This is a genomic window from Oryzihumus sp. (genome assembly GCF_054325275.1).
Genome location: NZ_JBTCWL010000040.1, coordinates 1 through 20,762, shown reverse-complemented (window position 1 = coordinate 20,762; position 20,762 = coordinate 1). Strand labels below are relative to the sequence as shown.

Annotated in this window: 20 protein-coding genes; 4 read left to right on the top strand and 16 right to left on the bottom strand. The window is 73.0% G+C overall.

Going from position 1 to position 20,762, the window contains the following annotated elements; all coding sequences use genetic code 11:
• Window positions 1-65 precede the first annotated feature (65 nt).
• The 6 genes from ilvN to ACXVGS_RS11650 all read right to left on the bottom strand — a co-directional run bounded on the left by ilvN (window position 66) and on the right by ACXVGS_RS11650 (window position 7,717).
• Window positions 66-578 (bottom strand): acetolactate synthase small subunit, encoded by a 513-nt coding sequence (gene ilvN / locus ACXVGS_RS11675; RefSeq protein WP_458530310.1) that lies wholly within the window; start codon window positions 576-578, stop codon window positions 66-68.
• A complete protein-coding gene (locus ACXVGS_RS11670; protein ID WP_458530312.1) occupies window positions 578-2,350 on the bottom strand; it encodes an acetolactate synthase large subunit in 1,773 nt (590 codons plus the stop codon). The genes ilvN and ACXVGS_RS11670 overlap by 1 nt, the downstream gene beginning before the upstream one ends.
• A 340-nt stretch (window positions 2,351-2,690) precedes the next feature.
• Window positions 2,691-4,409, bottom strand: coding sequence for a dihydroxy-acid dehydratase (gene ilvD, locus ACXVGS_RS11665; protein ID WP_458530309.1), 1,719 nt, complete (start codon window positions 4,407-4,409; stop codon window positions 2,691-2,693).
• A 65-nt stretch (window positions 4,410-4,474) separates the two neighbouring features.
• The gene (locus tag ACXVGS_RS11660; RefSeq protein ID WP_221632527.1) at window positions 4,475-4,996 is read right to left on the bottom strand and encodes a SixA phosphatase family protein; all 522 of its coding nucleotides are present in this window, start codon (window positions 4,994-4,996) and stop codon (window positions 4,475-4,477) included.
• Window positions 4,997-5,036: 40 nt separating this feature from the next.
• Window positions 5,037-7,100 carry a YhgE/Pip family protein gene (locus ACXVGS_RS11655; protein ID WP_458536976.1) on the bottom strand — a complete coding sequence of 688 codons (2,064 nt, stop codon included), beginning with the start codon at window positions 7,098-7,100 and terminating at the stop codon, window positions 5,037-5,039.
• Window positions 7,097-7,717 carry a hypothetical protein gene (locus tag ACXVGS_RS11650; protein WP_458530307.1) on the bottom strand — a complete coding sequence of 207 codons (621 nt, stop codon included), beginning with the start codon at window positions 7,715-7,717 and terminating at the stop codon, window positions 7,097-7,099. Before ACXVGS_RS11650 ends, ACXVGS_RS11655 begins: the two co-directional genes overlap by 4 nt.
• Before the next feature lie 62 nt (window positions 7,718-7,779).
• Here ACXVGS_RS11650 and ACXVGS_RS11645 point away from each other — a divergent pair, with 62 nt between their 5' ends.
• Entirely contained in the window at window positions 7,780-8,448 is a 669-nt protein-coding gene (locus ACXVGS_RS11645; protein WP_458530306.1) for a TetR/AcrR family transcriptional regulator, read from the top strand.
• A gap of 57 nt (window positions 8,449-8,505) precedes the next feature.
• On the top strand, window positions 8,506-9,165 hold the full coding sequence (locus ACXVGS_RS11640; RefSeq protein ID WP_458533790.1) for a dienelactone hydrolase family protein: 660 nt from the start codon (window positions 8,506-8,508) through the stop codon (window positions 9,163-9,165).
• 1 nt (window position 9,166) lies between these two features.
• Here the strand turns inward: ACXVGS_RS11640 and ACXVGS_RS11635 are convergent, their stop codons facing one another.
• The 4 genes from ACXVGS_RS11635 to ACXVGS_RS11620 are packed head-to-tail and all read right to left on the bottom strand — an operon-like array spanning window position 9,167 to window position 11,676.
• Window positions 9,167-9,457 (bottom strand): ubiquitin-like small modifier protein 1, encoded by a 291-nt coding sequence (locus tag ACXVGS_RS11635; protein WP_221632528.1) that lies wholly within the window; start codon window positions 9,455-9,457, stop codon window positions 9,167-9,169.
• Window positions 9,454-10,536, bottom strand: coding sequence for a WD40/YVTN/BNR-like repeat-containing protein (locus ACXVGS_RS11630; RefSeq protein WP_458530304.1), 1,083 nt, complete (start codon window positions 10,534-10,536; stop codon window positions 9,454-9,456). Before ACXVGS_RS11630 ends, ACXVGS_RS11635 begins: the two co-directional genes overlap by 4 nt.
• Window positions 10,537-10,577: 41 nt before the next feature.
• On the bottom strand, window positions 10,578-11,504 hold the full coding sequence (locus ACXVGS_RS11625) for a 2-hydroxyacid dehydrogenase (protein ID WP_458530303.1): 927 nt from the start codon (window positions 11,502-11,504) through the stop codon (window positions 10,578-10,580).
• Between the two features lie 10 nt (window positions 11,505-11,514).
• Window positions 11,515-11,676 carry a hypothetical protein gene (locus ACXVGS_RS11620; RefSeq protein ID WP_458530302.1) on the bottom strand — a complete coding sequence of 54 codons (162 nt, stop codon included), beginning with the start codon at window positions 11,674-11,676 and terminating at the stop codon, window positions 11,515-11,517.
• A gap of 158 nt (window positions 11,677-11,834) precedes the next feature.
• Between ACXVGS_RS11620 and ACXVGS_RS11615 the strand changes: the two genes are divergently transcribed.
• Window positions 11,835-12,998 (top strand): PQQ-dependent sugar dehydrogenase, encoded by a 1,164-nt coding sequence (locus ACXVGS_RS11615; protein ID WP_458536975.1) that lies wholly within the window; start codon window positions 11,835-11,837, stop codon window positions 12,996-12,998.
• On the opposite strand, the gene ACXVGS_RS11610 is transcribed toward ACXVGS_RS11615, so the two are convergent.
• From ACXVGS_RS11610 to ligA, 5 genes are all read right to left on the bottom strand, one after another.
• Window positions 12,995-13,513, bottom strand: a complete 519-nt coding sequence (locus ACXVGS_RS11610) for a DinB family protein (protein WP_458531214.1) — start codon at window positions 13,511-13,513, stop codon at window positions 12,995-12,997. The genes ACXVGS_RS11615 and ACXVGS_RS11610 overlap by 4 nt on opposite strands.
• A gap of 237 nt (window positions 13,514-13,750) precedes the next feature.
• A complete protein-coding gene (gene gatB, locus ACXVGS_RS11605) occupies window positions 13,751-15,280 on the bottom strand; it encodes an Asp-tRNA(Asn)/Glu-tRNA(Gln) amidotransferase subunit GatB (RefSeq protein WP_458534578.1) in 1,530 nt (509 codons plus the stop codon).
• Window positions 15,277-16,818 carry an Asp-tRNA(Asn)/Glu-tRNA(Gln) amidotransferase subunit GatA gene (gene gatA, locus ACXVGS_RS11600; protein WP_458534000.1) on the bottom strand — a complete coding sequence of 514 codons (1,542 nt, stop codon included), beginning with the start codon at window positions 16,816-16,818 and terminating at the stop codon, window positions 15,277-15,279. Before gatA ends, gatB begins: the two co-directional genes overlap by 4 nt.
• 68 nt (window positions 16,819-16,886) lie before the next feature.
• On the bottom strand, window positions 16,887-17,183 hold the full coding sequence (gene gatC, locus ACXVGS_RS11595) for an Asp-tRNA(Asn)/Glu-tRNA(Gln) amidotransferase subunit GatC (RefSeq protein ID WP_141789059.1): 297 nt from the start codon (window positions 17,181-17,183) through the stop codon (window positions 16,887-16,889).
• Between the two features lie 146 nt (window positions 17,184-17,329).
• On the bottom strand, window positions 17,330-19,429 hold the full coding sequence (gene ligA / locus ACXVGS_RS11590) for an NAD-dependent DNA ligase LigA (RefSeq protein ID WP_458536974.1): 2,100 nt from the start codon (window positions 19,427-19,429) through the stop codon (window positions 17,330-17,332).
• Between the two features lie 110 nt (window positions 19,430-19,539).
• Here ligA and ACXVGS_RS11585 point away from each other — a divergent pair, with 110 nt between their 5' ends.
• The gene (locus tag ACXVGS_RS11585; protein WP_458530296.1) at window positions 19,540-20,034 is read left to right on the top strand and encodes a GNAT family N-acetyltransferase; all 495 of its coding nucleotides are present in this window, start codon (window positions 19,540-19,542) and stop codon (window positions 20,032-20,034) included.
• A gap of 7 nt (window positions 20,035-20,041) precedes the next feature.
• Here the strand turns inward: ACXVGS_RS11585 and ACXVGS_RS11580 are convergent.
• The coding region (locus tag ACXVGS_RS11580) for a DMT family transporter (protein WP_458536973.1) at window positions 20,042-20,762 on the bottom strand (721 nt) is incomplete at its 5' end.

The following is a 20,762-nucleotide window of genomic DNA, read 5'->3' as shown; positions in this document are numbered from 1 at the left end:
TTCGGTTTGGTGGAACAGGCGGTGGTGCGGGTATGCCGTGGGTCACCCCGGACGGGTGGGTCGCCTCAGGCGGACCGCAGGGCACGGTCGGTGATGGAGCGCGGTCCGCGGCCGATGGCGACCATGCCGGACTGCACGAGCTCCTTGATGCCGAACGGCTCCAGGACGCGCAGGAGCGCCTCGAGCTTGTCGCTGTTGCCGGTGGCCTCGATGGTCACCGCGTCGGGGGCGACGTCGACGACCTTGGCGCGGAACAGCTGGGCGGTCTCCAGCACGTGGGACCGGCTGGACAGGTCGGCCTTGACCTTGACCAGCAGGATCTCTCGCTGCACCGAGGCGGCCCGGTCGAGCTCGACCACCTTGAGCACCTCGATGAGCTTGTTCAGCTGCTTGGTCACCTGCTCCAGCGGCAGGTCCTCCACGTCGACCACGACCGTCATCCGGGAGATCTCCGGGTGCTCGGTCGGTCCGACCGCGAGGGAGTCGATGTTGAAGCCGCGCCGGGAGAACAGGCCGGCGATGCGCGCGAGCACGCCGGGCTTGTTCTCCACGAGCACCGACAGGGTGTGCTTGCTCATCACTCTTCACGCTCCCACACGGGGGTCATGCCCCGAGCCGTCTGGATCTTGTCGTTGCTCACGCCGGCCGGGACCATCGGCCAGACCATCGCGTCGCGGTGCACCACGAAGTCCACGACCACGGGCACGTCGTTGATCTCCATCGCCTTGGCGATCGTGGCGTCGACCTGGTCAGGCGTCTCGCAGCGCAGGCCCACGCAGCCGTAGGCGTCGGCGAGCTTGACGAAGTCGGGCACCCGCCGGTTGACGCTCGTGTGCAGGTCGGTGTTGGAGTAGCGCTCGTTGTAGAAGAGCGTCTGCCACTGCCGGACCATGCCCAGGCTGGAGTTGTTGATCACCGCGACCTTGATCGGGATGTTGTTGATGACGCAGGTGGCCAACTCCTGGTTGGTCATCTGGAAGCAGCCGTCGCCGTCGATCGCCCACACGGTGCGATGCGGCTCGGCGACCTTGGCGCCCATCGCCGCGGGCACCGCGAAGCCCATCGTGCCCAGGCCGCCGGAGTTGACCCAGCTGTTGGGCCGCTCGTAGCTGATGAACTGCGCCGCCCACATCTGGTGCTGGCCGACGCCGGCGACGAACACCGACTCCGGCCCGCTGATCGCGCCGATCCGCTCGATGACGTGCTGGGGGGCGACCGAGTCACCTTCGGGGGCGGTGTAGCCCAGCGGGTAGGTCGACTTCCACTCCTGCACCTGCTCGTGCCAGGACGTGTAGTCCCCTCGCTGGCCGGCCTCGTGGTCGGCCCGGATGGCGCCGAGCAGCTCGTGGATGACGTCCTTGCAGTCCCCCACGATCGGCACGTCCGCGACGCGGTTCTTGGAGATCTCGGCCGGGTCGATGTCGGCGTGGATGACCTTGGCGTGCGGGGCGAACGTGGACAGCTGCCCCGTGACCCGGTCGTCGAAGCGGGCGCCGAGCGTGATGAGCAGGTCGGCCTTCTGCAGGCCGGTGACGGCCGCGACGGTGCCGTGCATGCCCGGCATACCGAGGTTGAGGGGGTGGCGGTCCGGCACGGCGCCGCGGGCCATCAAGGTGGTGACCACGGGGATCTGGGTGAGCTCGACGAGCTCGCGCAGCGCGTCGCTGGCCCCGGCGCGGATCACGCCGCCGCCGACGTAGAGCACGGGACGACGCGACTCGGCGATGAGCCTGGCGGCCTCGCGGATCTGCTTGTTGTGCGGGCGCGCCACCGGGCGATAGCCGGGCAGGTCGATCTTCGGCGGCCATTCGAACGTCGTCTGCGCCTGCAGCGCGTCCTTGCTGATGTCGACCAGCACCGGGCCGGGACGGCCGGTGGAGGCGATGTGGAACGCCTCGGCGATCGCCCGCGGGATCTGCGCCGCGTCGGTGACCAGGTAGTTGTGCTTGGTGATCGGCATCGTGATGCCGCGGATGTCCGCCTCCTGGAAGGCGTCGGTGCCGATCGCGCTCGAGGACACCTGGCCGGTGATCGCGACCATCGGCACCGAGTCCATGTAGGCGTCGGCGATCGCGGTCACGAGGTTGGTCGCCCCGGGGCCGCTGGTGGCCATGCAGACCCCGACCCTGCCGGTCGCGGCGGCGTAGCCCTCGGCGGCGTGTCCGGCGCCCTGCTCGTGGCGGACGAGGATGTGGCGCACCTTGGTGGAGTCCAGCAGCGGGTCGTAGGCCGGCAGGATCGCCCCGCCGGGGATGCCGAAGACGGTGTCGACGCCGACCGACTCCAGGGAGCGGACGAGGCTCTGCGCGCCGGTGACCGTGACGCTGCCACGGTGGCGGCTCGAGGCCAGGTCAGCGGGCGAGGGGGCGTGCGGCTCGGGGTTCGAGCCGGGCCCGGAGGCGGTTCCGTCGGTCACTGTCGTCACCCTTTTCACGTCCTGTCTGGTGCACCCGCGGGTGCGTGGTGGTGCTGCCTGAGGCGTCCTCCGCCGACAAAAAAGCCCCTCGGTCCGGTGGCGGACAGGAGGGGCAGCGCGCTGACTGGCGGTTCAGTCGGCGCGCTTGGGGAGTACGAGGTTCAGGGCCACGGCCCCACCTTGCGCCCCGGGCCGAAAGGGTGTCAATCGGCCCCCTCCTTCGTCCCAACATCTGGGATGGACGTCCGTTTCGTGGGACGCCCATCCCGGCCGGTCAGCCGCAGACGGCGCCCCTGGACGCGCTCTGGACCAGCTTGCGGTACTTCGCCAGGACGCCCCGGGGGTACTTGCCCGCGGGCGGCTCGAAGCCCTGGGCTCGCTCCGCCAGCACCTCATCGGGCACCAGCAGGTCCAGCGTCCCGGACGCCACGTCGAGGCGGATCCGGTCGCCGTTGCGGACGAACGCGATCGGCCCGGCGTCCACCGCCTCGGGCGCCACGTGGCCGACGCACAGACCGGTGGTGCCGCCGGAGAAGCGCCCGTCGGTCAGCAGCAGCACGTCCTTGCCCAGGCCGGCGCCCTTGATCGCGCCGGTGACCGCGAGCATCTCGCGCATCCCCGGGCCGCCCTTGGGCCCCTCGTAGCGGATGACGACGACGTCGCCGGCCGCCAGGTCGCCCGCTTCGACCGCGTCCATCGCGGCCCGCTCCCCGTCGAAGACCCGGGCGGTGCCCTCGAACACGGTCTCGTCGAAGCCGGCCGTCTTGACCACGGCGCCCTCGGGGGCCAGCGAGCCCTTGAGGATGGTCAGGCCGCCGGTGGCATGGATCGGCGACCCGATGGCACGCAGCACGTGGCCGTCGGGGTCCGGCGGGCGGATGTGGGCGAGGTTCTCGGCGACGGTACGGCCGGTGACGGTGAGGCAGTCACCGTGCAGCAGGCCGGCGTCGAGCAGCGCCCGCATCACCACCGGCACTCCCCCGACCCGGTCGATGTCGGTCATGACGTACTGCCCGAACGGCTTGACGTCGGCCAGGTGCGGCACGCGAGCGCCGATCCGCTGGAAGTCCTCGATGCTCAGCTCGACCTCGGCCTCGTGGGCCATGGCCAACAGGTGCAGCACCGCGTTGGTCGAGCCGCCGAAGGCCATGACCACGGCGATGGCGTTCTCGAACGCCTCACGGGTCATGATCTGGCGCGCGGTGATCCCACGGCGGAGCAGCTCGACGACGGCCTCGCCCGAACGCCGGGCGAAGCCGTCCCGGCGCCGGTCGGTGGCCGGCGGGGCGGCACTGCCGGGCAGGCTCATGCCGATCGCCTCGGCCACGCTGGCCATGGTGTTGGCGGTGTACATGCCGCCACAGGCACCCTCGCCCGGGCAGATCGCCCGCTCGATCGCGTCGACGTCCTCGCGGCTCATCCGGCCGGCGGCGCAGGCCCCGACCGCCTCGAACGCGTCGATGATCGTGACCGTCTTCTCCGTGCCGTCGCTGAGCCTGGCGATCCCCGGCAGGATCGACCCGGCATACAGGAACACGCTGGACAGGTCGAGGCGCGCAGCGGCCATGAGCATGCCGGGCAGGGACTTGTCGCACCCGGCGAGCAGGACGCTGCCGTCGAGCCGCTCGGCCTGCATGACCGTCTCGACCGAGTCGGCGATGATCTCGCGGCTGACGAGGGAGAAGTGCATGCCCTCGTGGCCCATCGAGATGCCGTCGCTGACGCTGATCGTGCCGAACTCCAGCGGGTAGCCGCCCCCGGCGTGCACGCCGTCCTTGACCGCCTTGGCCAGCCGGTCCAGCGACAGGTTGCACGGGGTGATCTCGTTCCACGAGCTGGCGACGCCGATCTGGGGCTTGGCGAAGTCCTCGTCCCCCATGCCGACCGCCCGGAGCATCCCCCGCGCGGCGGCCTTCTCGAGGCCGTCGGTGACGTCGCGGCTGCGTGGCTTGATGTCGGGCGTGCCCTGGGCAGTGGTCGGCGTCTGCGTCATGAGCGGATCATAGGACCCGGCGTCCGAGGACTGGGACGGCCGTCTCGGCAAGCGGTCGTGGCGCTTCAGCCGCGCGGGGCGAGGACGTCCTCCAGCACGGCGTCCTCGGGGCCGAGCTCGGCCCAGCTGCCGGTGAAGGACAGCACCGCGATCCCCGAGGTCGGCAGGCCGTCGTCGAGGCGGGCCCAGGCCCGCTCCGAGCCTCCCCCGCTGACGGCGAGGTCGCCGACGAGCGCCGGTATGCCGGGTGCGTGCCCCACGAGCACGACCACCGCCGCGTCCTCGGGCACCTCCCGCACCACGTCGAGGAGCTCGTCGGAGCTGGCGTCGTAGACACGCCGGTCGTACCAGACGTCGCCGGCCTCGGCCCCGGCCTCCGCGGCGGTCTCCCACGTCTGGCGGGTGCGCACCGACGGGGAGCAGACGACGAGGTCGGCCACGAGGTCCTGGTCGGCGAACCACTGGCCGACGGCCTCGGCGTCGCGTTGCCCGCGCGGGGACAGCGGGCGTTCCATGTCGGGCGTCCCCCCGCCGTGCTCGGCCTTGGAGTGGCGCAGCAGGATCAGCGTTCGGTCTGCGACGGTCACCCTCCGAGGATCCCGAAGCAGCCGCCGACGCGCCAGTGGTTCACAGCACGAGCTCGGGCTTGACCCGGGACGCGGTCCACACCCGGGCGCGCCGGGCGGTCGCGCTCGACCCGGCGAGCGCCAGCAAGAGGTAGGCCAGCAGCACCGCGACGTCCCGGCCCACGGAGGTGAGGGACCCGCCGTACATCAGGTGCCGCAGGCCGTCGATGGCGTAGCCCATCGGGAGCACGTGGTGCAGGGCGTGCAGCGGCAGCGGCAACGTCTGCCAGGGGAAGGTGCCACCGGCGCTGACCAGCTGCAGGACCAGGAGCACCAGGCCGAGGAACTTGCCGACCGACCCCAGCCGCGCGGCGAGCAGGTGCAGGATCGCCACAAAGGTCGCCGAGGTGAGCAGGGCGAGGCCGACGACGCCGAGCGGGTGCGCGGCGTGCAGGTCGATGCCGAGGAACACCACGGCCAGCACGACCGCCACCTGGGCCGCGCCGATGACCACGGTCGGCAGCCAGCCGCCGAGCGCGACCCGCCACGAGGGCTGGCCGGCGACCATCGCCCGGGTGGACAGCGGGCGCACGAGCAGGAACATCACGTAGGCGCCGATCCACAGGGCAAGGCACAGGAAGAACGGAGCGAGCCCGGCGCCGTAGCTGCCGGCGCTGGCCTGGTTGGTGTTGTGCACGCCCACGGGGTCGCCGATGGTCTGGGCGACAGCCTTGCGGTTGGCGGCGCTGGGGTCGGGGATCGAGCGCAACCCCTGGGCCAGCCCGCTGTGCAGCCGGTCCGCACCCCGGCGCAGCGTGCCGAGGCCGCCGTGCAGCGTGTCGGCGCCGGACTGCAGCTGCTGCGCACCGTCGAGGGCCCGGCGCTGGCCGGACTGGAGCCGGTGCGCGCCGGTGGAGAGCTGGTCGAGCCCGCCGGCAAGGGACGAGGCGCCGCTGTGCGCCTGCGCGGCGCCGGTCGAGGCCTGGTGGATGCCGGCGTGCAGCGGCCCGGCGGCGTCGGCGAGGCGGCGGGCTCCTGCGGCCACCTGGTTGGACCCGTCGGAGAGCGCGGTGAGCTGGCCGGTCTGCTGCTGGACCCGCGCGTTGGCGTCGGTCACCGGCGCGCTGAGCCGGCTGGTCACGGCGAGGACCTGCGCCACCTGGGCGTCGTCGAGGCCCTGGGCCCGCAGCGCGGCGGCCAGGGTGCCGTTCGTGCCGCTCACCGAGTCGGCGAGGCGCTGCGAAGCCGCGGCGACGTCCCTCGCGCCGGCCGCCATGCGGGCGTTGCCGTCGGCCACCCGCTGGGCACCGTCGGCCAGGGCCCGGGTCTGCGCGGGCAGGGTGGCGGTCTGCCGGTCCATCGTGGCGAGGCCGTCGGCGAGCCGGCCGGTGCCGTCACTGAGTCGGTGCGCCCCGCTGTCCGCCCGGTCGATCCCGGTGGCGAGCCTGTCGGTGCCGGAGACAAGGTCCCGCTCGCCGGCGACCAGGCGGCCGGCGCCGCCCGCGAGGTCGGCCGAGCCCTGCTCGGCGGTGCCGAGCCCGTCCGCGAGCCGGCCGGCGCCGGACGTGGCCTGCTCGACCTTGTCGTGGATCGTGGAGAAGCCCAGCAGCAGCTGGTTGGCCGCAGTCGAGCTGACCTTCTCGGCCACGGACTTGCTCACCTGGGCCACGACATTGCCCGCGATCGTGTGCGCGAGGTAGTTGTTGGCGTCGTTGGTCTCGATCTCCAGCTGCGCCTGCCGGGGGTGGAACTCGGCGCTGGAGGCGAGGGCGGCGGAGAAGTCCCGCGGCACGATCAGGGCGAAGTCGTAGCGGTCCTCCGCGACCCCGCGCACGGCCTCGGCGCGCGAGACCCGGTGCCAGTCGAAGCTGCGCGAGGCGACGAGGTCATGGCCCACCTGCGGGCCGGCGTCGAGCCGCTCACCGTTGGCCAGCGTGGTGCCGGTGTCCTCGACGACGACGGCGGCCGGGACCCGGCTGAGGCCGCCGTAGGGGTCCTTGTTGGCGTAGAGGTAGAGCCCGGCGTAGATCGTGGGGACGAGCACCACGGCGGCGAGCGCCATCCGCGGCAGCTTGCCGGAGGTCAGGCGGCGCAGCTCGTTGAGGGCGAGGCGCAGGGCGGTCATGCGGAGGCTCCCAGCTCGTGGTGGACGGGGTGGCGCAGCAGGCGGGCCGAGGCGTGGGTGCACTGCACGACGACGGCGAGGCCGCGGGCGGCGAGCCCGTGGGCGACCGACCACCACGCGAACGGGTCGCCGCCGAAGCGGTCGGGGTTGGCCAGGACGAGGGCCTCGACCCCCCGGCGGCTGCCGGCGAGCTCGGCCAGCCAGGCGGTGCGCAGCCCGGCCGGCACGTGCTCCCAGCGCTCCCCCGCCAGCTCGCCCGCCTCGTGCTGCGCGAGGAAGGACAGGACGTCCCGGCGGCGCGCCGGTCGGGCCGCGAGCGCCAGCTCCTCGGCGAGGACGGCACGCACCGGCAGCCCGCCGTCGGGCTCGCTGACCCCGGCCAGGTCCACGAGGGCCACGGCCCGCTGGAGCCGGGCCCGGTCCTCGATGCCGTCCACCAGGACCCGCCCCGCGGCCGGGACCATGCGTCCCGCGACCGCCAGCGCCAGGCCCACGTGCCCGTATCCCGGGTCCCCGGCCACCAGCGTCACCTCACCGCTGCGCGCCTCCAGCGAGGTCGGCAGCAGCAGCGGGGCGTGGCTGCCGGCCAGCTCGACGTCCTCGACGTGGATGTGCACGTCGCACCACCCATCTATCTCGATACAAATATGTATTCAATACACGAGTGTATTCTCTGGTCATGACGCGAGCGACCGGCCCGGGCGTGACCTCTCCCACCACCGCCGCCTCCGCGGCGCCCCGGACCGCCCGGCGCGAGGCCACCCGGGCCCGGCTGCTCAGGGCGGCGACCGAGGTCTTCGCCGACCGCGGCTTCCACGGTGCCAGCGTCGAGGACATCTGCGAGCGGGCCGGGTTCACGCGCGGGGCGTTCTACTCCAACTTCGGCTCCAAGGACGACCTGGTCCTGGCCTTGTACGAGCAGCACGTGAGCCGGCTCGCCGAGCGGGTGGAGCAGCTGGCGGCCCGGGAGTCGGCTGACCCCGAGACCATCCTCGAGGGGGTCTTCGACGTCTGGGCGGAGAGCCCGCAGGCCCAGGAGCAGTGGTTCCTGCTGCAGACCGAGTTCACCCTCCACGCGATCCGCGACAAGGTCGCCGGCAAGGCGTGGGCCCGACAGCAGGCCCAGGTCCGCCGCCAGCTCGCGCGCCTCGTCCGGCGCATCGCGCAGGAGCACGGGGTCGAGCTCTCGGTCACCCCGGAGGAGTTCGTGCGGCTGGCGCTGGCCGTCTACCAGGGCGGCATGGCCCAGCACCTGCTCGAGCCGCGGCAGGTGCCACGCGGCAGCCTGGAGCGGCGCTTCCTGCCGCTGGTGCTGGCCGCCGTCTCGGAGGGGCCGGCCGCGGGCTGACCCGACCGGGACCTTCGGTGGGAGGCGGTGGTGACCGGCCGCCGGATACTGGGGCTCGTGGCACACCGCGTCACGACCCGCGCGGTCTCGGTGGGGAACGACGTCACCCTCGAGGCGGACCTCTCGCTGCCCGACCGGGCCACCGGCGTGGTGATGTTCGCCCACGGCAGCGGCAGCAGCCGGCACAGCCCGCGCAACCGGCAGGTCGCCAAGGCGCTGCAGGACCGCGGCCTCGCCACCGTGCTGCTGGACCTGCTCACCGAGGACGAGGAGCGGGTCGACTTACGCGACGGCAGCTACCGCTTCGACATCCCCCTGCTGGCGCACCGGCTCTCCGGCGCTGCCGGGTGGGTCAGCCGGCAGCCCGTGCTCGGCGCCCTGCCGCTGGGCCTGTTCGGCGCGAGCACCGGGGCGGCCGCCGCCCTCATCGCCGCCGCCGGGTCGCCGGCAGTCCGGGCGGTCGTCTCCCGGGGCGGCCGGGTCGACCTGGCAGGGGAGGCGCTCGGGGCGGTCAGCTGCCCCGTGCTGCTCCTCGTAGGCGCCCGGGACGAGGTCGTGCTGCGACTCAACGAGCGTGCCCTTGCGGCACTGCCCCGGGCCGACCTGGTGGTGGTGCCGGGGGCGACCCACCTGTTCGAGGAGCCGGGCGCCCTGGAGCAGGTGGCCGACCACGCCGCGACGTGGTTCGCGACCCACCTCCTGGCCCCCGCGCAGTGACTCAGCCGCCGGAGACCGAGGGCAGGATGTGGATGACGCCGCCGGCGCGCACCGGGGTGTCCTGACCCGCGTCGAACCTGACGTCGCGACCGTCGAGGAAGACGTTGACGTGCCGGCGCATCGCGCCGGTCTCGTCGCGGACCCGGGCGCCCAGCAGGGGCCGGTCGGCCAGCGCCCGGTCGAGAACGTCGCGCACGACGGCGCCCTCCTCGCAGGGGACGTCGAGCTCGGCCTGCCCGCCGGCCAGCTCGCGCAGCACCCCGGGCAGGACGACCCGCACGTCGGGGCTCACGACAGGTCCACCGCCCGCACGCACAGCACGTCGGGCAGCTGCTCGGCGATCCGGGTGAACGAGGCCCCGCCGTCGGTGGAGGCGTAGACGTCGCCGTTGCGGGTGCCGAAGTAGAAGCCGGTGTCCTCGTGGGTGTCGACGCCGGACGCGTCGCGCAGCACGCAGGTCCACGACGGCTGCGGGAGGCCGGAGTCGTGGACCTGCCAGGTCCGGCCGCCGTCGGTGGTGTGCTGCACCTGCAGCTCGCCGTGCGGGGGCACGTGCTCGCGGTCGGAGGTGATCGGCACGACCCAGACGCTGTCGCCGCGGTGCGGGTGGGCCTGCATCACGAAGCCGAAGTCGGTGGGCAGCCCCTCGGCGATCGACTCCCACGAGGCGCCGTCGTCGTCGGAGCGGTAGACCCCGTGGTGGTTCTGCGCGTAGAGGCGCGAGGGCTCGGCGGCGTCGCGGGCGACCTTGTGCACGCACTGGCCGAACTCGGGGAACGGGTCGGGGTAGAACGAGGCCTTGATCCCGCGGTTGCTTGCCTCCCACGTGCGCCCGGCGTCGGCGGTGCGGTAGACCCCGCCGGTGCTCATGGCCACGAGCATGGACTCGGCGGAGCGCGGGTCGGGCAGGATCGTGTGGATGGCCCCGCCACCGGCGCCCTCACCCCACTCGGGGCGGTGCGGGTGGTCCCACAGGCCGCGCACCAGCTCGAAGGTGCGCCCGCCGTCGGCGCTGCGCCACAGGCCGTGGGGCTCCGTGCCGGCCCAGACCACGTCGGCGTCGTGCGGGTCGGGGACCAGCTGCCAGACCCGGGCGAGGGCCGCGCCGGTGTCCTCCGGGAAGCGGATCGCCCCCTCCGGCGTCTCGTCCCAGGACCGGCCACCGTCCTCGCTGCGCATCACGGTCGGCCCCCAGTGCTCCGAGCGCACGCCCACCAGCACCCGGTCACGCCCCTCGCGGGTGTCGAAGGCGATGCTCGGCACCTCGCGCATCATGAACTGCGGCCCCTCCAGGGACCACGTCCGCCTGTCCTCACTGCGCGCCAGCCAGAGCCCCTTGCGCGTCCCGATCCCCACCACAGTCTGCGTCATGTCTCGCAGTCTGGACCGCGGGACCGACAGCGGCAACGGGTTCAGCCGCTGTGGACCACGTTGAGCGGCGGCCGGCCGCCGACGAAGGCGGACAGCTGCTCGCGCAGCAGCCGCGCCGCTCGCGGGGCAAAGGCGTCGGTGGCGCCGCCGACGTGCGGGCTGATGAGCGCGCCGGGGGCTCGCCAGAGCGGGTGGTCGCCGGGCAGCGGCTCGGGGTCGGTGACGTCGAGGGCGGCCCGCACCCGGCCGGCATACAGGGCGGCGACCAGGGCGTCGGTGTCGACGACCTTGCCGCGGGCCACGTTGACCAGCAGGGCACCCGGCTTCATCGCGGCGAGGAAGGCGTCGTCCACCAGACCCGTGGTTTGGTCGGTGAGCGGCACGATGACCACCACGACATCCTGCTGGGGCAGCAGGTCGGGCAGCTCGTCGACGCCGTGCACGCTCGGGACGAGCTCGTCGCCGGCGCGGGCCCGCGAGGCGACGGCGGTCAGGCTGACCTCGAACGGCGCCATCCGGCGCGCGACGGCATGCCCGATCGAGCCGTAGCCGAGGACCAGGACCTTCTTGTCCGCCAGCGAGCCGCGGATCGTGGTCGGCAGCCACTGCGAGCGCTCCTGGGCCGCGACGAACTCGGGCAGGCCGCGCTCGGCGGCCAGGGTCAGGCCCACGGCCAGCTCGGCGGTGGAGGCGTCGTGCACCCCCGCCGCGTTGGCCAGCTGCACCCCCGGCCCGATGTGCGGGAGGGCGTCGTCAAAGCCGGCCGTCAGCAGCTGCACCAGGCGCAGCCGGGGCAGGTCACGCAGGTCGCGGAGGTGCTCGCGCGCCCCGAGGTAGGGCGGCACCACCAGCTCAAGCTCGTCGGCGCGCGGCGCGGGACAGGTCATGTCCCAGTGGACCACCTCCACCCCGGCCAGCGCGCCAACCCGCTGCGACCACTCGGCGTCGGGCAGGGAGATGACGGGCATGCGCCCGACGTTACCGGCCCTGCTTGCCCTCGAACTGCTCGAGGTGACGGCGGGCGGCCCGCTCCGACAACGCGAAGCGCACCCGCGGGTAACGGGGGACCTGCAGGCGCGGCGTGCAGGTGGTGGCGTCGGAGGTGGGGGCCGCAGAGATTCGGGTCGGGGTGGCGTTCATGGTCACAGCGGCCTCCTGAGGTCGTCAGATCGCGGGAGCCGACGAGTCGGTCCCGCGATGAACAAGGGGGTTGGATGGCAACGCTGTCCGCGTCTACCGTCCATGGTGTTCAAGCCGCCGGGGCGCGCTGGTATTCCCCAACTGCGAGAATCGGTGCCATGCGGGCGACCGCGGCGGTCCTCGTCGCGACGGCGGTGGCCCTGGCCGGGTGCACCGCGGGCACCCCGGCCGGGCCCGTGGTCTCGAGCGCCCCGGCGGCTGCAGGCACCTCCCCCACAGCGGCGTCGCCGCCACCTCCCGACACCTCGTCGCTGCCCTCACCGACCCCCTCACCGGTCAGCACGACCACGACGGTGGCCACGGGGCTGTCCGTGCCGTGGGGCCTGGCCCTGCTCGGTGACGGCAGAGCGCTGGTGACCGAGCGCGATACCGCCCGGGTGCTGCTGGTCCGGCCGGGCGCGCGTCCTCGCGTCCTCGGCCGGGTGCCGGGGGTCGTCCCCGGCGGGGAGGGTGGCCTCCTCGGTATCGCGCTGTCCCCCCACTTCGCCTCGGACCACCAGCTGTTCGTCTACGCCACGGCCGCCGGGGACAACCGGGTGCTGCGGATGTCGTTGCGCGCCAATGTCCTTCACCCGGAGGGGGTCATCCTCAGCGGCATCCCGAAGGCCGGGAACCACAACGGCGGGCGGCTGGCGTTCGGCCCGGACGGCTACCTCTACGTCACCACGGGCGATGCCGGCTTCCGCCCCAACGCGCAGGACCGCGGCTCCCTGGGCGGCAAGATCCTGCGGGTCACCGCCGACGGCGCCCCGGCGCCGGGCAACCCGTTCCCGGGGTCGGCGGTGTGGAGCCTTGGGCACCGCAACGTGCAGGGCATCGCGTGGGACCCGCACGGGCGGATGTACGCCAGCGAGTTCGGGCAGGACACCTGGGACGAGCTCAACCTCATCCGTCCGGGAGCCAACTACGGGTGGCCGCTGGTCGAGGGCATCGCCCACCACTCCGGCTTCGTGGACCCGCTGGTGCAGTGGCCCACCGACGACGCCTCCCCCAGCGGGCTGGCGATCGGCGCCGACGGGGCCGCCTACCTCGCGGCGCTGCGCGGGGAGTGCCTCTGGCGGGTGCCGCTCGATGGCGGCACGTCCGCGGGACAGCCCCGCCGGCTGTTGTACCGCGGCTACGGACGCCTGCGCACCGTCGTCTCCGCGCCCGACGGGAGGCTGTGGCTGGTCACGAGCAACACCTTCCGCGGCAGCCCCCGCCCCGGGGACGACCGGATCGTCATCCTCCCCACCGACTGGTACCGCGAGGCGCTTCCCTAGCGGGGGCCGAGGCCGGTGACGCCGTCGAGCAGCTCTCGGGCCGCATCAAGGTGGCCGGCATGGCGTGCGGTCTCCTCGATCAGGTGCAGGGCCACCCAGCGAACGTCGGTGATGGGCTCGCCCGGCCAGTCGAACCCGAGCCCGCCGCGCAGCGGGGCGTCCAGGTCGAGCGAGTGCAGGATCTCGTTCGAGATCCTGCACTGACGCCGGTAGCGGTCGATCACGGCAGCGCTGGAGTGCCCGGTCGTGAACGAGGCCTCGGGGTCGTAGGGCGGGTCGTCGATGCCGTCCTCCCAGGCCACCTGCGGGTTGTCTCCCTGGGCGACACGCTGGAACCACAGGGCTTCGGCGCCGGCCAGGTGCAGGACCAGCCCGATGGGCGTCCAGCCGGAGGGAAGCACCGGCGTGTGCAGCTGGTCCTCGCCCAGCCCCTCGATGATCGCCAGCACGGCGCCGCGCTGCTGGTCCAGGAAGTACTGCAGCCGGTCGCGCTCACTGGTCGTTGGCTCAGTCACGGGCTGACTCTAGGAGCAGGCGCCCGACCCGGCGTGCCGAGCAGAAGGCTGGGGCAGTGACTCGCGCGGCGCGGCCGTGACGCGGGCGTACGAACGGCCTGAGGACGCTGGGACAGTGGCTCGCCGGCCTGATTCTGAGGAGGCTGGGACAGTGGCTCGCCGGGCCGTCAAGGGAGCTTGCGAGCAGGCCCAAGAGCCACTGTCCCAGCCGACGACCCAGAAGGTCGCCGGGAACGATCAGGAGACGCCAAGCTTCTCCAGGATCAGCGTGCGGACCTTGGCCGCGTCAGCCTGGCCCTTCATCTCCTTCATGACCTGGCCGATGAGCGCGCCGGCGGCCTGGACCTTGCCGTCGCGGATCTTGGCGGCCACGTCCGGGTTCGCCTCGATCACGGTGTCGACCGCCGCGCCGAGCGCGCCGTCGTCGCTGACGATCTGCAGGCCACGGGCGTCGGCCACCTCGGTCGGGGCCCCCTCGCCGGCGATGACGCCTTCGAGCACCTGGCGGGCCATGGAGTCGTTGAGCCGGCCGGAGGAGACCAGGCCGTCGAGCTCGGCGATGTGCGCCGGGGTGACCCCGAAGTCGGCCACGTCGCGGCCCTCGGCGTTGGCGCGGCGGGCCAGCTCACCGGACCACCACTTGCGGGCGCCGGCCGGGCTCGCGCCGGCCTCGACGGTCTCCTCGATGAGCTCGACCGCCCCGGCGTTGACGACGTCGCGCATCTCCAGGTCGGAGAAGCCCCAGTCGCCCTGCAGCCGGCGACGGCGCTGGGCCGGCGGCTCGGGCAGCGTCTCGCGCAGGTCCTCGACCAGCTCGCGGGTCGGGGCGACCGGCACCAGGTCGGGCTCGGGGAAGTAGCGGTAGTCCTCGGCGTCGGACTTCACCCGGCCCGAGGTCGTGACGCCGGTGTCCTCGTGCCAGTGCCGGGTCTCCTGGGTGATGGAGCCCCCACCGGTCAGGATCGCGGCCTGGCGGGTGATCTCGTAGCGCACCGCCCGCTCCACCGAGCGCAGCGAGTTGACGTTCTTGGTCTCGGTGCGGGTGCCGAACGGCACGGCCTGCTGGTCCTCGGCCCTGGGACGCAGCGAGACGTTGGCGTCGCAGCGCAGCGATCCCTGCTCCATGCGCACGTCGCTGACGTGCAGCGCCCGCAGCAGGTCACGCAGGGTGGCGACATAGGCACGGGCCACCTCCGGCGCCCGCTCCCCCGCACCGACCAGCGGTTTGGTGACGATCTCGATCAGCGGGATGCCGGCCCGGTTGTAGTCGACCAGGGAGTAGTCGGCGCCGTGGATGCGGCCGGTGGCGCCACCGACGTGCAGCGACTTGCCGGTGTCCTCCTCCATGTGGGCGCGCTCGATCTCCACGCGGTAGGTCGTGCCGTCCTCGAGCTCTACGTCGAGGTAGCCGTTGAACGCAATCGGCTCGTCGTACTGCGAGGTCTGGAAGTTCTTCGGCATGTCCGGGTAGAAGTAGTTCTTCCGGGCGAACCGGCACCACTCCGCGATCTCGCAGTTCAGCGCCAGGCCGATGCGGATCGCCGACTCCACGGCCTTGTCGTTGACGACCGGCAGTGCGCCGGGCAGGCCGAGGCAGACCGGGCAGACCTGGGAGTTGGGCTCGGCGCCGAACTCGGTGGCGCAGCCGCAGAACATCTTGGTCGCGGTGTTGAGCTCGACGTGGACCTCGAGGCCCATCACCGGGTCGAAGGAGGCCAGGGCCTCGGCGTAGTCGAGGACCTTCTCGGCAGCGGTGGTGGTGGTCATGCGCGCGCCTCCTTGGCGACGGCGGAGGTCAGGTCGGCGAGGTCGGGCGCCTGCGCGAGCAGGTGCCCGCCCCAGCGGTCGGAGAGCAGGCCCTCGAGAGCCGCGCCCACGCCGTACAGGCGCTCGTCCTTGGTGGCCGGGGCGAGGATCTGGATGCCGGTGGGCAGCCCGTCCTCGGGGGCCAGGCCGCTGGGCAGCGACATGCCGGGCACGCCGGCGAGGTTGGCCGGGATGGTGGCGATGTCGTTGAGGTACATCGCCATCGGGTCCTCGAGCTTCTCCCCGATCTTGAACGCGGTCGTCGGGGCGGTCGGCGAGACGAGCACGTCGACCTTCTCGAACGCGGCGGCGAAGTCGCGGGAGATCAGCGTGCGGACCTTCTGCGCCTGGCCGTAGTAGGCGTCGTAGTAGCCGCTGGACAGCGCGTAGGTGCCCAGGATGATGCGGCGCTTGACCTCGTCACCGAAGCCGGCCTCGCGGGTGGCCGCCATGACCTGCTCGGCGCTGGGGTCGTCGACCCCCTCGGGCAGGACGCGCAGGCCGTAGCGCATCGCGTCGAACTTGGCCAGGTTGGAGGACGCCTCGCTGGGCAGGATGAGGTAGTAGGCCGCGAGGGCGTACTCGAAGTGCGGGCAGGAGACCTCGACGACCTCGGCCCCGGCGTCGACGAGCAGCTGCACGGACTCCTCGAAGCGCTGGCGGACCCCGGCCTGGTAGCCCTCGCCGCCGAGCTCCTTGACCACGCCGATGCGCATGCCCTTGACGTCGGCCCGGCGCGCAGCCTCCAGCACCGGCGGCACGGGCGCGTCGATCGAGGTGGAGTCCATCGGGTCGTGCCCGCCGATGACCGAGTGCAGCAGCGCCGCGTCGAGCACGGTGCGGGTGCACGGGCCGGCCTGGTCGAGGCTGCTGGCCAGGGCGATGAGGCCGTAGCGGGAGACGCCGCCATAGGTCGGCTTGGTGCCGACGGTGCCGGTGACGGCCGCGGGCTGACGGATCGAGCCACCGGTGTCGGTGCCGATCGCCAGCGGCGCCTCGAACGCGGCGACGGCCGCGGAGGAGCCACCGCCGGAGCCGCCGGGGATGCGCTCGAGGTCCCACGGGTTGCGCGAGGGCCCGTAGGCCGAGTGCTCGGTGGAGGAGCCCATCGCGAACTCGTCCATGTTGGTCTTGCCGAGGATCGGCATGCCGGCGGCCTTGAGCTTGCTGACCAGGGTCGCGTCGTAGGGCGGCACCCAGCCCTCGAGGATCTTCGAGCCGGCCGTGGTCGGCAGGCCCTTGGTGGCCATGACGTCCTTGACCGCGATCGGCACGCCGGCGAGGACGTGCAGGTCCTCCCCCGCGGCGCGGCGCTGGTCGATGTCCTTGGCTGCGGCGAGGGCGCCGTCGGTGTCGACGTGCAGGAAGGCGTGGACGGCGCCGTCGACGGCGGCGATCCGGTCGAGGTGGGCCTGGGTGGCCTCGACCGCGCTGATGTCCTTGCGGGAGAGCGCGTCCGCCAGCTCGGCGGCGCTCGCGCGGGTGATGTCGGAAGTCACGGTGAACCTTTGGTCAGGGTGCGGCAGACGGTCTCGGGCAGGGGCGGCACAGGGGCGCCGCCGGCGCGTCAGTCCTCGTCGAGGATGCGCGGCACGGAGAAGCGCTGCTGCTCCGCGGCAGGTGCGCCGGCGAGGGCCACGTCGGCCCCGAGGCTCGGGCGCACCTCGTCCCGCCGCGTGACGTTGGTCAGCGGCAGGGGGTGGGACGTCGGCGGGATGTCGTCGGCAGCAACCTCGCCCACGCGGGCGACCGAGTCGAGGATGACCGCCAGCTCGCCGGCCATCTTGTCGAGCTCGGCGTCGCTGAGGTTGATGCGCGCGAGCATGGCCAGATGGGCGACCTCGTCGCGGGTGAGAGCGGACATGGGCCTCAGTCTAGGGGGCAGCCGTGCGGCGTCCTGCCGGTGCACGCGGCCTGGCGGGCCGGTATGCCGGGTGGCCGGCAACCCGCTCGGCCCACCTGCGCCGCGCCGCGGCATACCGGTGGGTCGACGCGGCCCAGCTGCACGTGTCAGTCGGCGCTGCCGGTCTCCAGCAGCCGGCGGAAGCCGGCCTCGTCGAGGATGGTCAGCCCCAGCTCCTGGGCCTTGTCGGCCTTGGACCCGGCGTTCTCGCCGACGACGACGTAGTCGGTCTTCTTGGACACCGACCCGGCCGCCTTGCCGCCCCGGGACAGGATCGCCTCCTTGGCCTCGTCGCGGGAGAACCCCTCCAGCGACCCGGTGACCACGACGGTCAGGCCGGACAGCGTCCGGGGCGTGGACTCGTCGACCTCGTCGGCCATCCGTACGCCGGCCTTGGCCCACTTGTCGACGATGGCGACGTGCCAGTCGACGGTGAACCACTCGGTGACCGCCTCGGCGATGACCGGGCCGACACCCTCGACCCCGGCGAGCTCGTCCAGGTCGGCGGCGCGGATCGCGTCCAGGGAGCCGAAGTGGCCGGCGAGGGCCCGGGCGGCGGTCGGCCCGACGTGCCGGATCGACAGGGCGACGAGCACCCGCCACAACGGCTGGGCCTTGGCGGCCTCGAGGTTGGCGACCAGGCGCTTGCCGTTGGCCGACAACACGCGGGCGCCCTCGAGGTCGCCCTCGACCTCGCCCTTCTTGGCGGCGCGGGTGTAGAGCGGGACCCCGGCGATGTCCTCCTCGGTGAGCGAGAAGATGTCGCCCTCGTCGGCGATGACCCCGGACTCCAGCAGCGCGATGGCGCCCTCCCAGCCGAGCGCCTCGATGTCGAACGCGCCGCGGCTGGCCATGCCGAAGACGCGCTCGCGCAGCTGCGCCGGGCAGTACTGGCTGTTGGGGCAGCGGATGTCCTTGTCGCCCTCCTTCTGCGGGGCGAGCTCGGTGCCGCACTCGGGGCAGTGCGTCGGCATGACGAACTCCCGCTCGCTGCCGTCGCGCAGGTCGACCACCGGCCCGACGATCTCGGGGATCACGTCGCCGGCCTTGCGCAGCACGACGGTGTCGCCGATGAGCACGCCCTTGCGTTTGACCTCGAAGGCGTTGTGCAGCGTGGCCATCTCGACGGTGGAGCCGCTGACCTTGACCGGGGTCATCACCCCGAACGGGGTGACCCGGCCGGTGCGCCCGACGTTGACCCGGATGTCGAGCAGCTTGGTGTTGACCTCCTCGGGCGGGTACTTGAACGCGATCGCCCACCGCGGGGCCCGGCTGGTCGAGCCGAGCCGGCGCTGCACCGAGACCTCGTCGACCTTGATGACGATGCCGTCGAGCTCGTGCTCGACCGAGTGGCGATGCTCGCCGTAGTAGTCGATGTAGTCCTGCACCTGCGCCAGTCCATCGACGACCTTGTAGCGCTGCGACACCGGCAGGCCCCAGTCCCGCAGCAGGGCGTAGGCGTCGGACTGGCGCTCGATCTCGAACCCGTCGCGGGCGCCGATGCCGTGGACCAGCATCTGCAGCGGCCGGGACGCGGTGACCCGCGGGTCCTTCTGGCGCAGCGAGCCGGCGGCGGCGTTGCGCGGGTTGGCGAACGGCGCCTTGCCGGCCTCGACCAGCCCGGCGTTGAGCTCCTCGAACGCCGCGACGGGGAAGAACACCTCGCCGCGCACCTCCATGCGCTCGGGGTGCCCGTCGCCGTCGAGGACGTGCGGGACGCCCTCGATGGTGCGCACGTTGTGGGTGACGTCCTCACCGGTGCGCCCGTCGCCGCGGGTCGCGGCGCGCACGAGGCGGCCCCGCTCGTAGAGCAGGTTGATCGCCAGGCCGTCGATCTTGAGCTCGCACAGCAAGTGGTATGCCGTGCCGGCGTCGCGGTCGACCCGCGCCGCCCAGGCGGCGAGCTCCTCGGCGCTGAACGCGTTGTCCAGGCTCATCATGCGCTCGAGGTGGTCGACGGCGGTGAACTCGGTGGAGAACGTGCCCCCCACCTGCTGGGTCGGGCTGTCGGGGGTGCGCAGCTCGGGATACTGCTCCTCGAGCTGCTCCAACCGGTGCATCAGCGCGTCGTACTCCCCGTCGCTGATGGTCGGGGCGTCGCGCACGTAGTAGGCGAACTGGTGCCCGCGCACCTCCTCCGCGAGCGCGGTCCACTCGTGGCGGGCGTCGTCGGGCACGTCGGTGGGCAGGTCGGTCACAGGCCACATCCTGCCGCACGGGACCGACAACCGGAGGGCGACCGGGCCGCTCCCGCAGGCGCGGTACCGGCTGCCGGACGCGGGGGTCGGCCTCCGCCACGGGTGCGCACAATGAGGGGGTGTCCGACTACACCGTCCGCCCTGCCGAGCCGCGAGACCACGACGCCGTCGGGGCGCTCACCGTGCGGGCCTACGTCGACGACGGGCACATCCCCGCGGACGCGGACTACACGGAGCGCCTGGCCGACGCCGGCGGGCGGGCCCACGACGCCCTGCTGCTGGTCGCGGTCGATGGGGACGACGAGCCGGTCGGAACGGTGACATTCGCCGTCGCCGGCAGCCGGATGGCCGAGCTGTCCCGCGAGGGCGAGGCAGAGTTCCGGATGCTGGCGGTCTCGCCGCGGGCCCGCGGCCGGGGCGTCGGCGAAGCCCTCGTGCGGGCCTGCCTCGACGAGGCTCGCCGCGCCGGTGCCCGCGCGGTCGTGCTGTCGACCCAGCCGCAGATGACGGCGGCGCACCGGATCTACGAGCGGCTCGGTTTCACCCGCACGCCGGAGCGGGACTGGTCCCCCGTCCCCGGCGTGGACCTGCTGGCCTACCGCCTCGACCTCTGACCAGTGGTCAGGTGGCGGCGGTGACCGGAGGCTTGCGGACGGGGCGCTGGATGAGCACCGCGGCCGAGAGCACGATCGCCGCGCCGAGTGCCTGCGGCCACTGCAGGCGCTCGTGCAGCAGCAGCACGCCGAGCGCCACGGAAACGACCGGGATCAGGTAGGTGACGGTCGAGCCCACGGTCGGGCCCGCAGCCCGGACCACGTCGAAGTGGAACGAGTAGGCGATGCCGGTGCCGACCACCCCGAGCGCGGTCACGGCCAGCAGCGGGCCGAGCGCCGCCGACGGGGAGGAGTGCAGCGACCACGGCGCCGCGACGTGCCCGCGGTTGGCCAGCCACCACACGAGCAGCACGACCACCATCTGCCCGGACGCGATGAGCAGCTGCGCGGTCGGCTGCGCCAGCCCGCCGAGGTCGGCCTTGGCCAGGAACCGCCGGTTGTAGGTCCAGCCAATCCCGTAGGACGCGCCGGCCACCAGGGTCATGCCGAAGCCGACGAGGTCGGGACGCCCGGCGGCCTGCCACGGCTGCATGATCACGAGCACGCCGACGAACCCGGACAGCACGCCGAGCACCTTGCCCAGCGCCATCCGGTCCGAGGGCAGCAGGAGCAGGGCGAAGAGCACCGTGGCGATCGGCGTGGTCGCGTTGCCGATGCCGGCCAGGGCCGAGCTGACCCGCTCCTCCCCCAGCGCGAACAGGCTGAACGGCAGCGTGCACAGGAAGAAG

Coding starts and splice junctions, on each gene's coding strand:
- ilvN (WP_458530310.1), bottom strand. CDS start 578: ATGAGCAAGCACACCCTGTCGGTGCTCGTGGAGAACAAGCCCGGCGTG.
- ilvD (WP_458530309.1), bottom strand. CDS start 4,409: ATGACGCAGACGCCGACCACTGCCCAGGGCACGCCCGACATCAAGCCA.
- ACXVGS_RS11655 (WP_458536976.1), bottom strand. CDS start 7,100: ATGACCGCCCTGCGCCTCGCCCTCAACGAGCTGCGCCGCCTGACCTCC.
- ACXVGS_RS11645 (WP_458530306.1), top strand. CDS start 7,780: ATGACGCGAGCGACCGGCCCGGGCGTGACCTCTCCCACCACCGCCGCC.
- ACXVGS_RS11630 (WP_458530304.1), bottom strand. CDS start 10,536: ATGACGCAGACTGTGGTGGGGATCGGGACGCGCAAGGGGCTCTGGCTG.
- ACXVGS_RS11625 (WP_458530303.1), bottom strand. CDS start 11,504: ATGCCCGTCATCTCCCTGCCCGACGCCGAGTGGTCGCAGCGGGTTGGC.
- ACXVGS_RS11620 (WP_458530302.1), bottom strand. CDS start 11,676: ATGAACGCCACCCCGACCCGAATCTCTGCGGCCCCCACCTCCGACGCC.
- ACXVGS_RS11615 (WP_458536975.1), top strand. CDS start 11,835: ATGCGGGCGACCGCGGCGGTCCTCGTCGCGACGGCGGTGGCCCTGGCC.
- gatB (WP_458534578.1), bottom strand. CDS start 15,280: ATGACCACCACCACCGCTGCCGAGAAGGTCCTCGACTACGCCGAGGCC.
- gatC (WP_141789059.1), bottom strand. CDS start 17,183: ATGTCCGCTCTCACCCGCGACGAGGTCGCCCATCTGGCCATGCTCGCG.
- ligA (WP_458536974.1), bottom strand. CDS start 19,429: ATGTGGCCTGTGACCGACCTGCCCACCGACGTGCCCGACGACGCCCGC.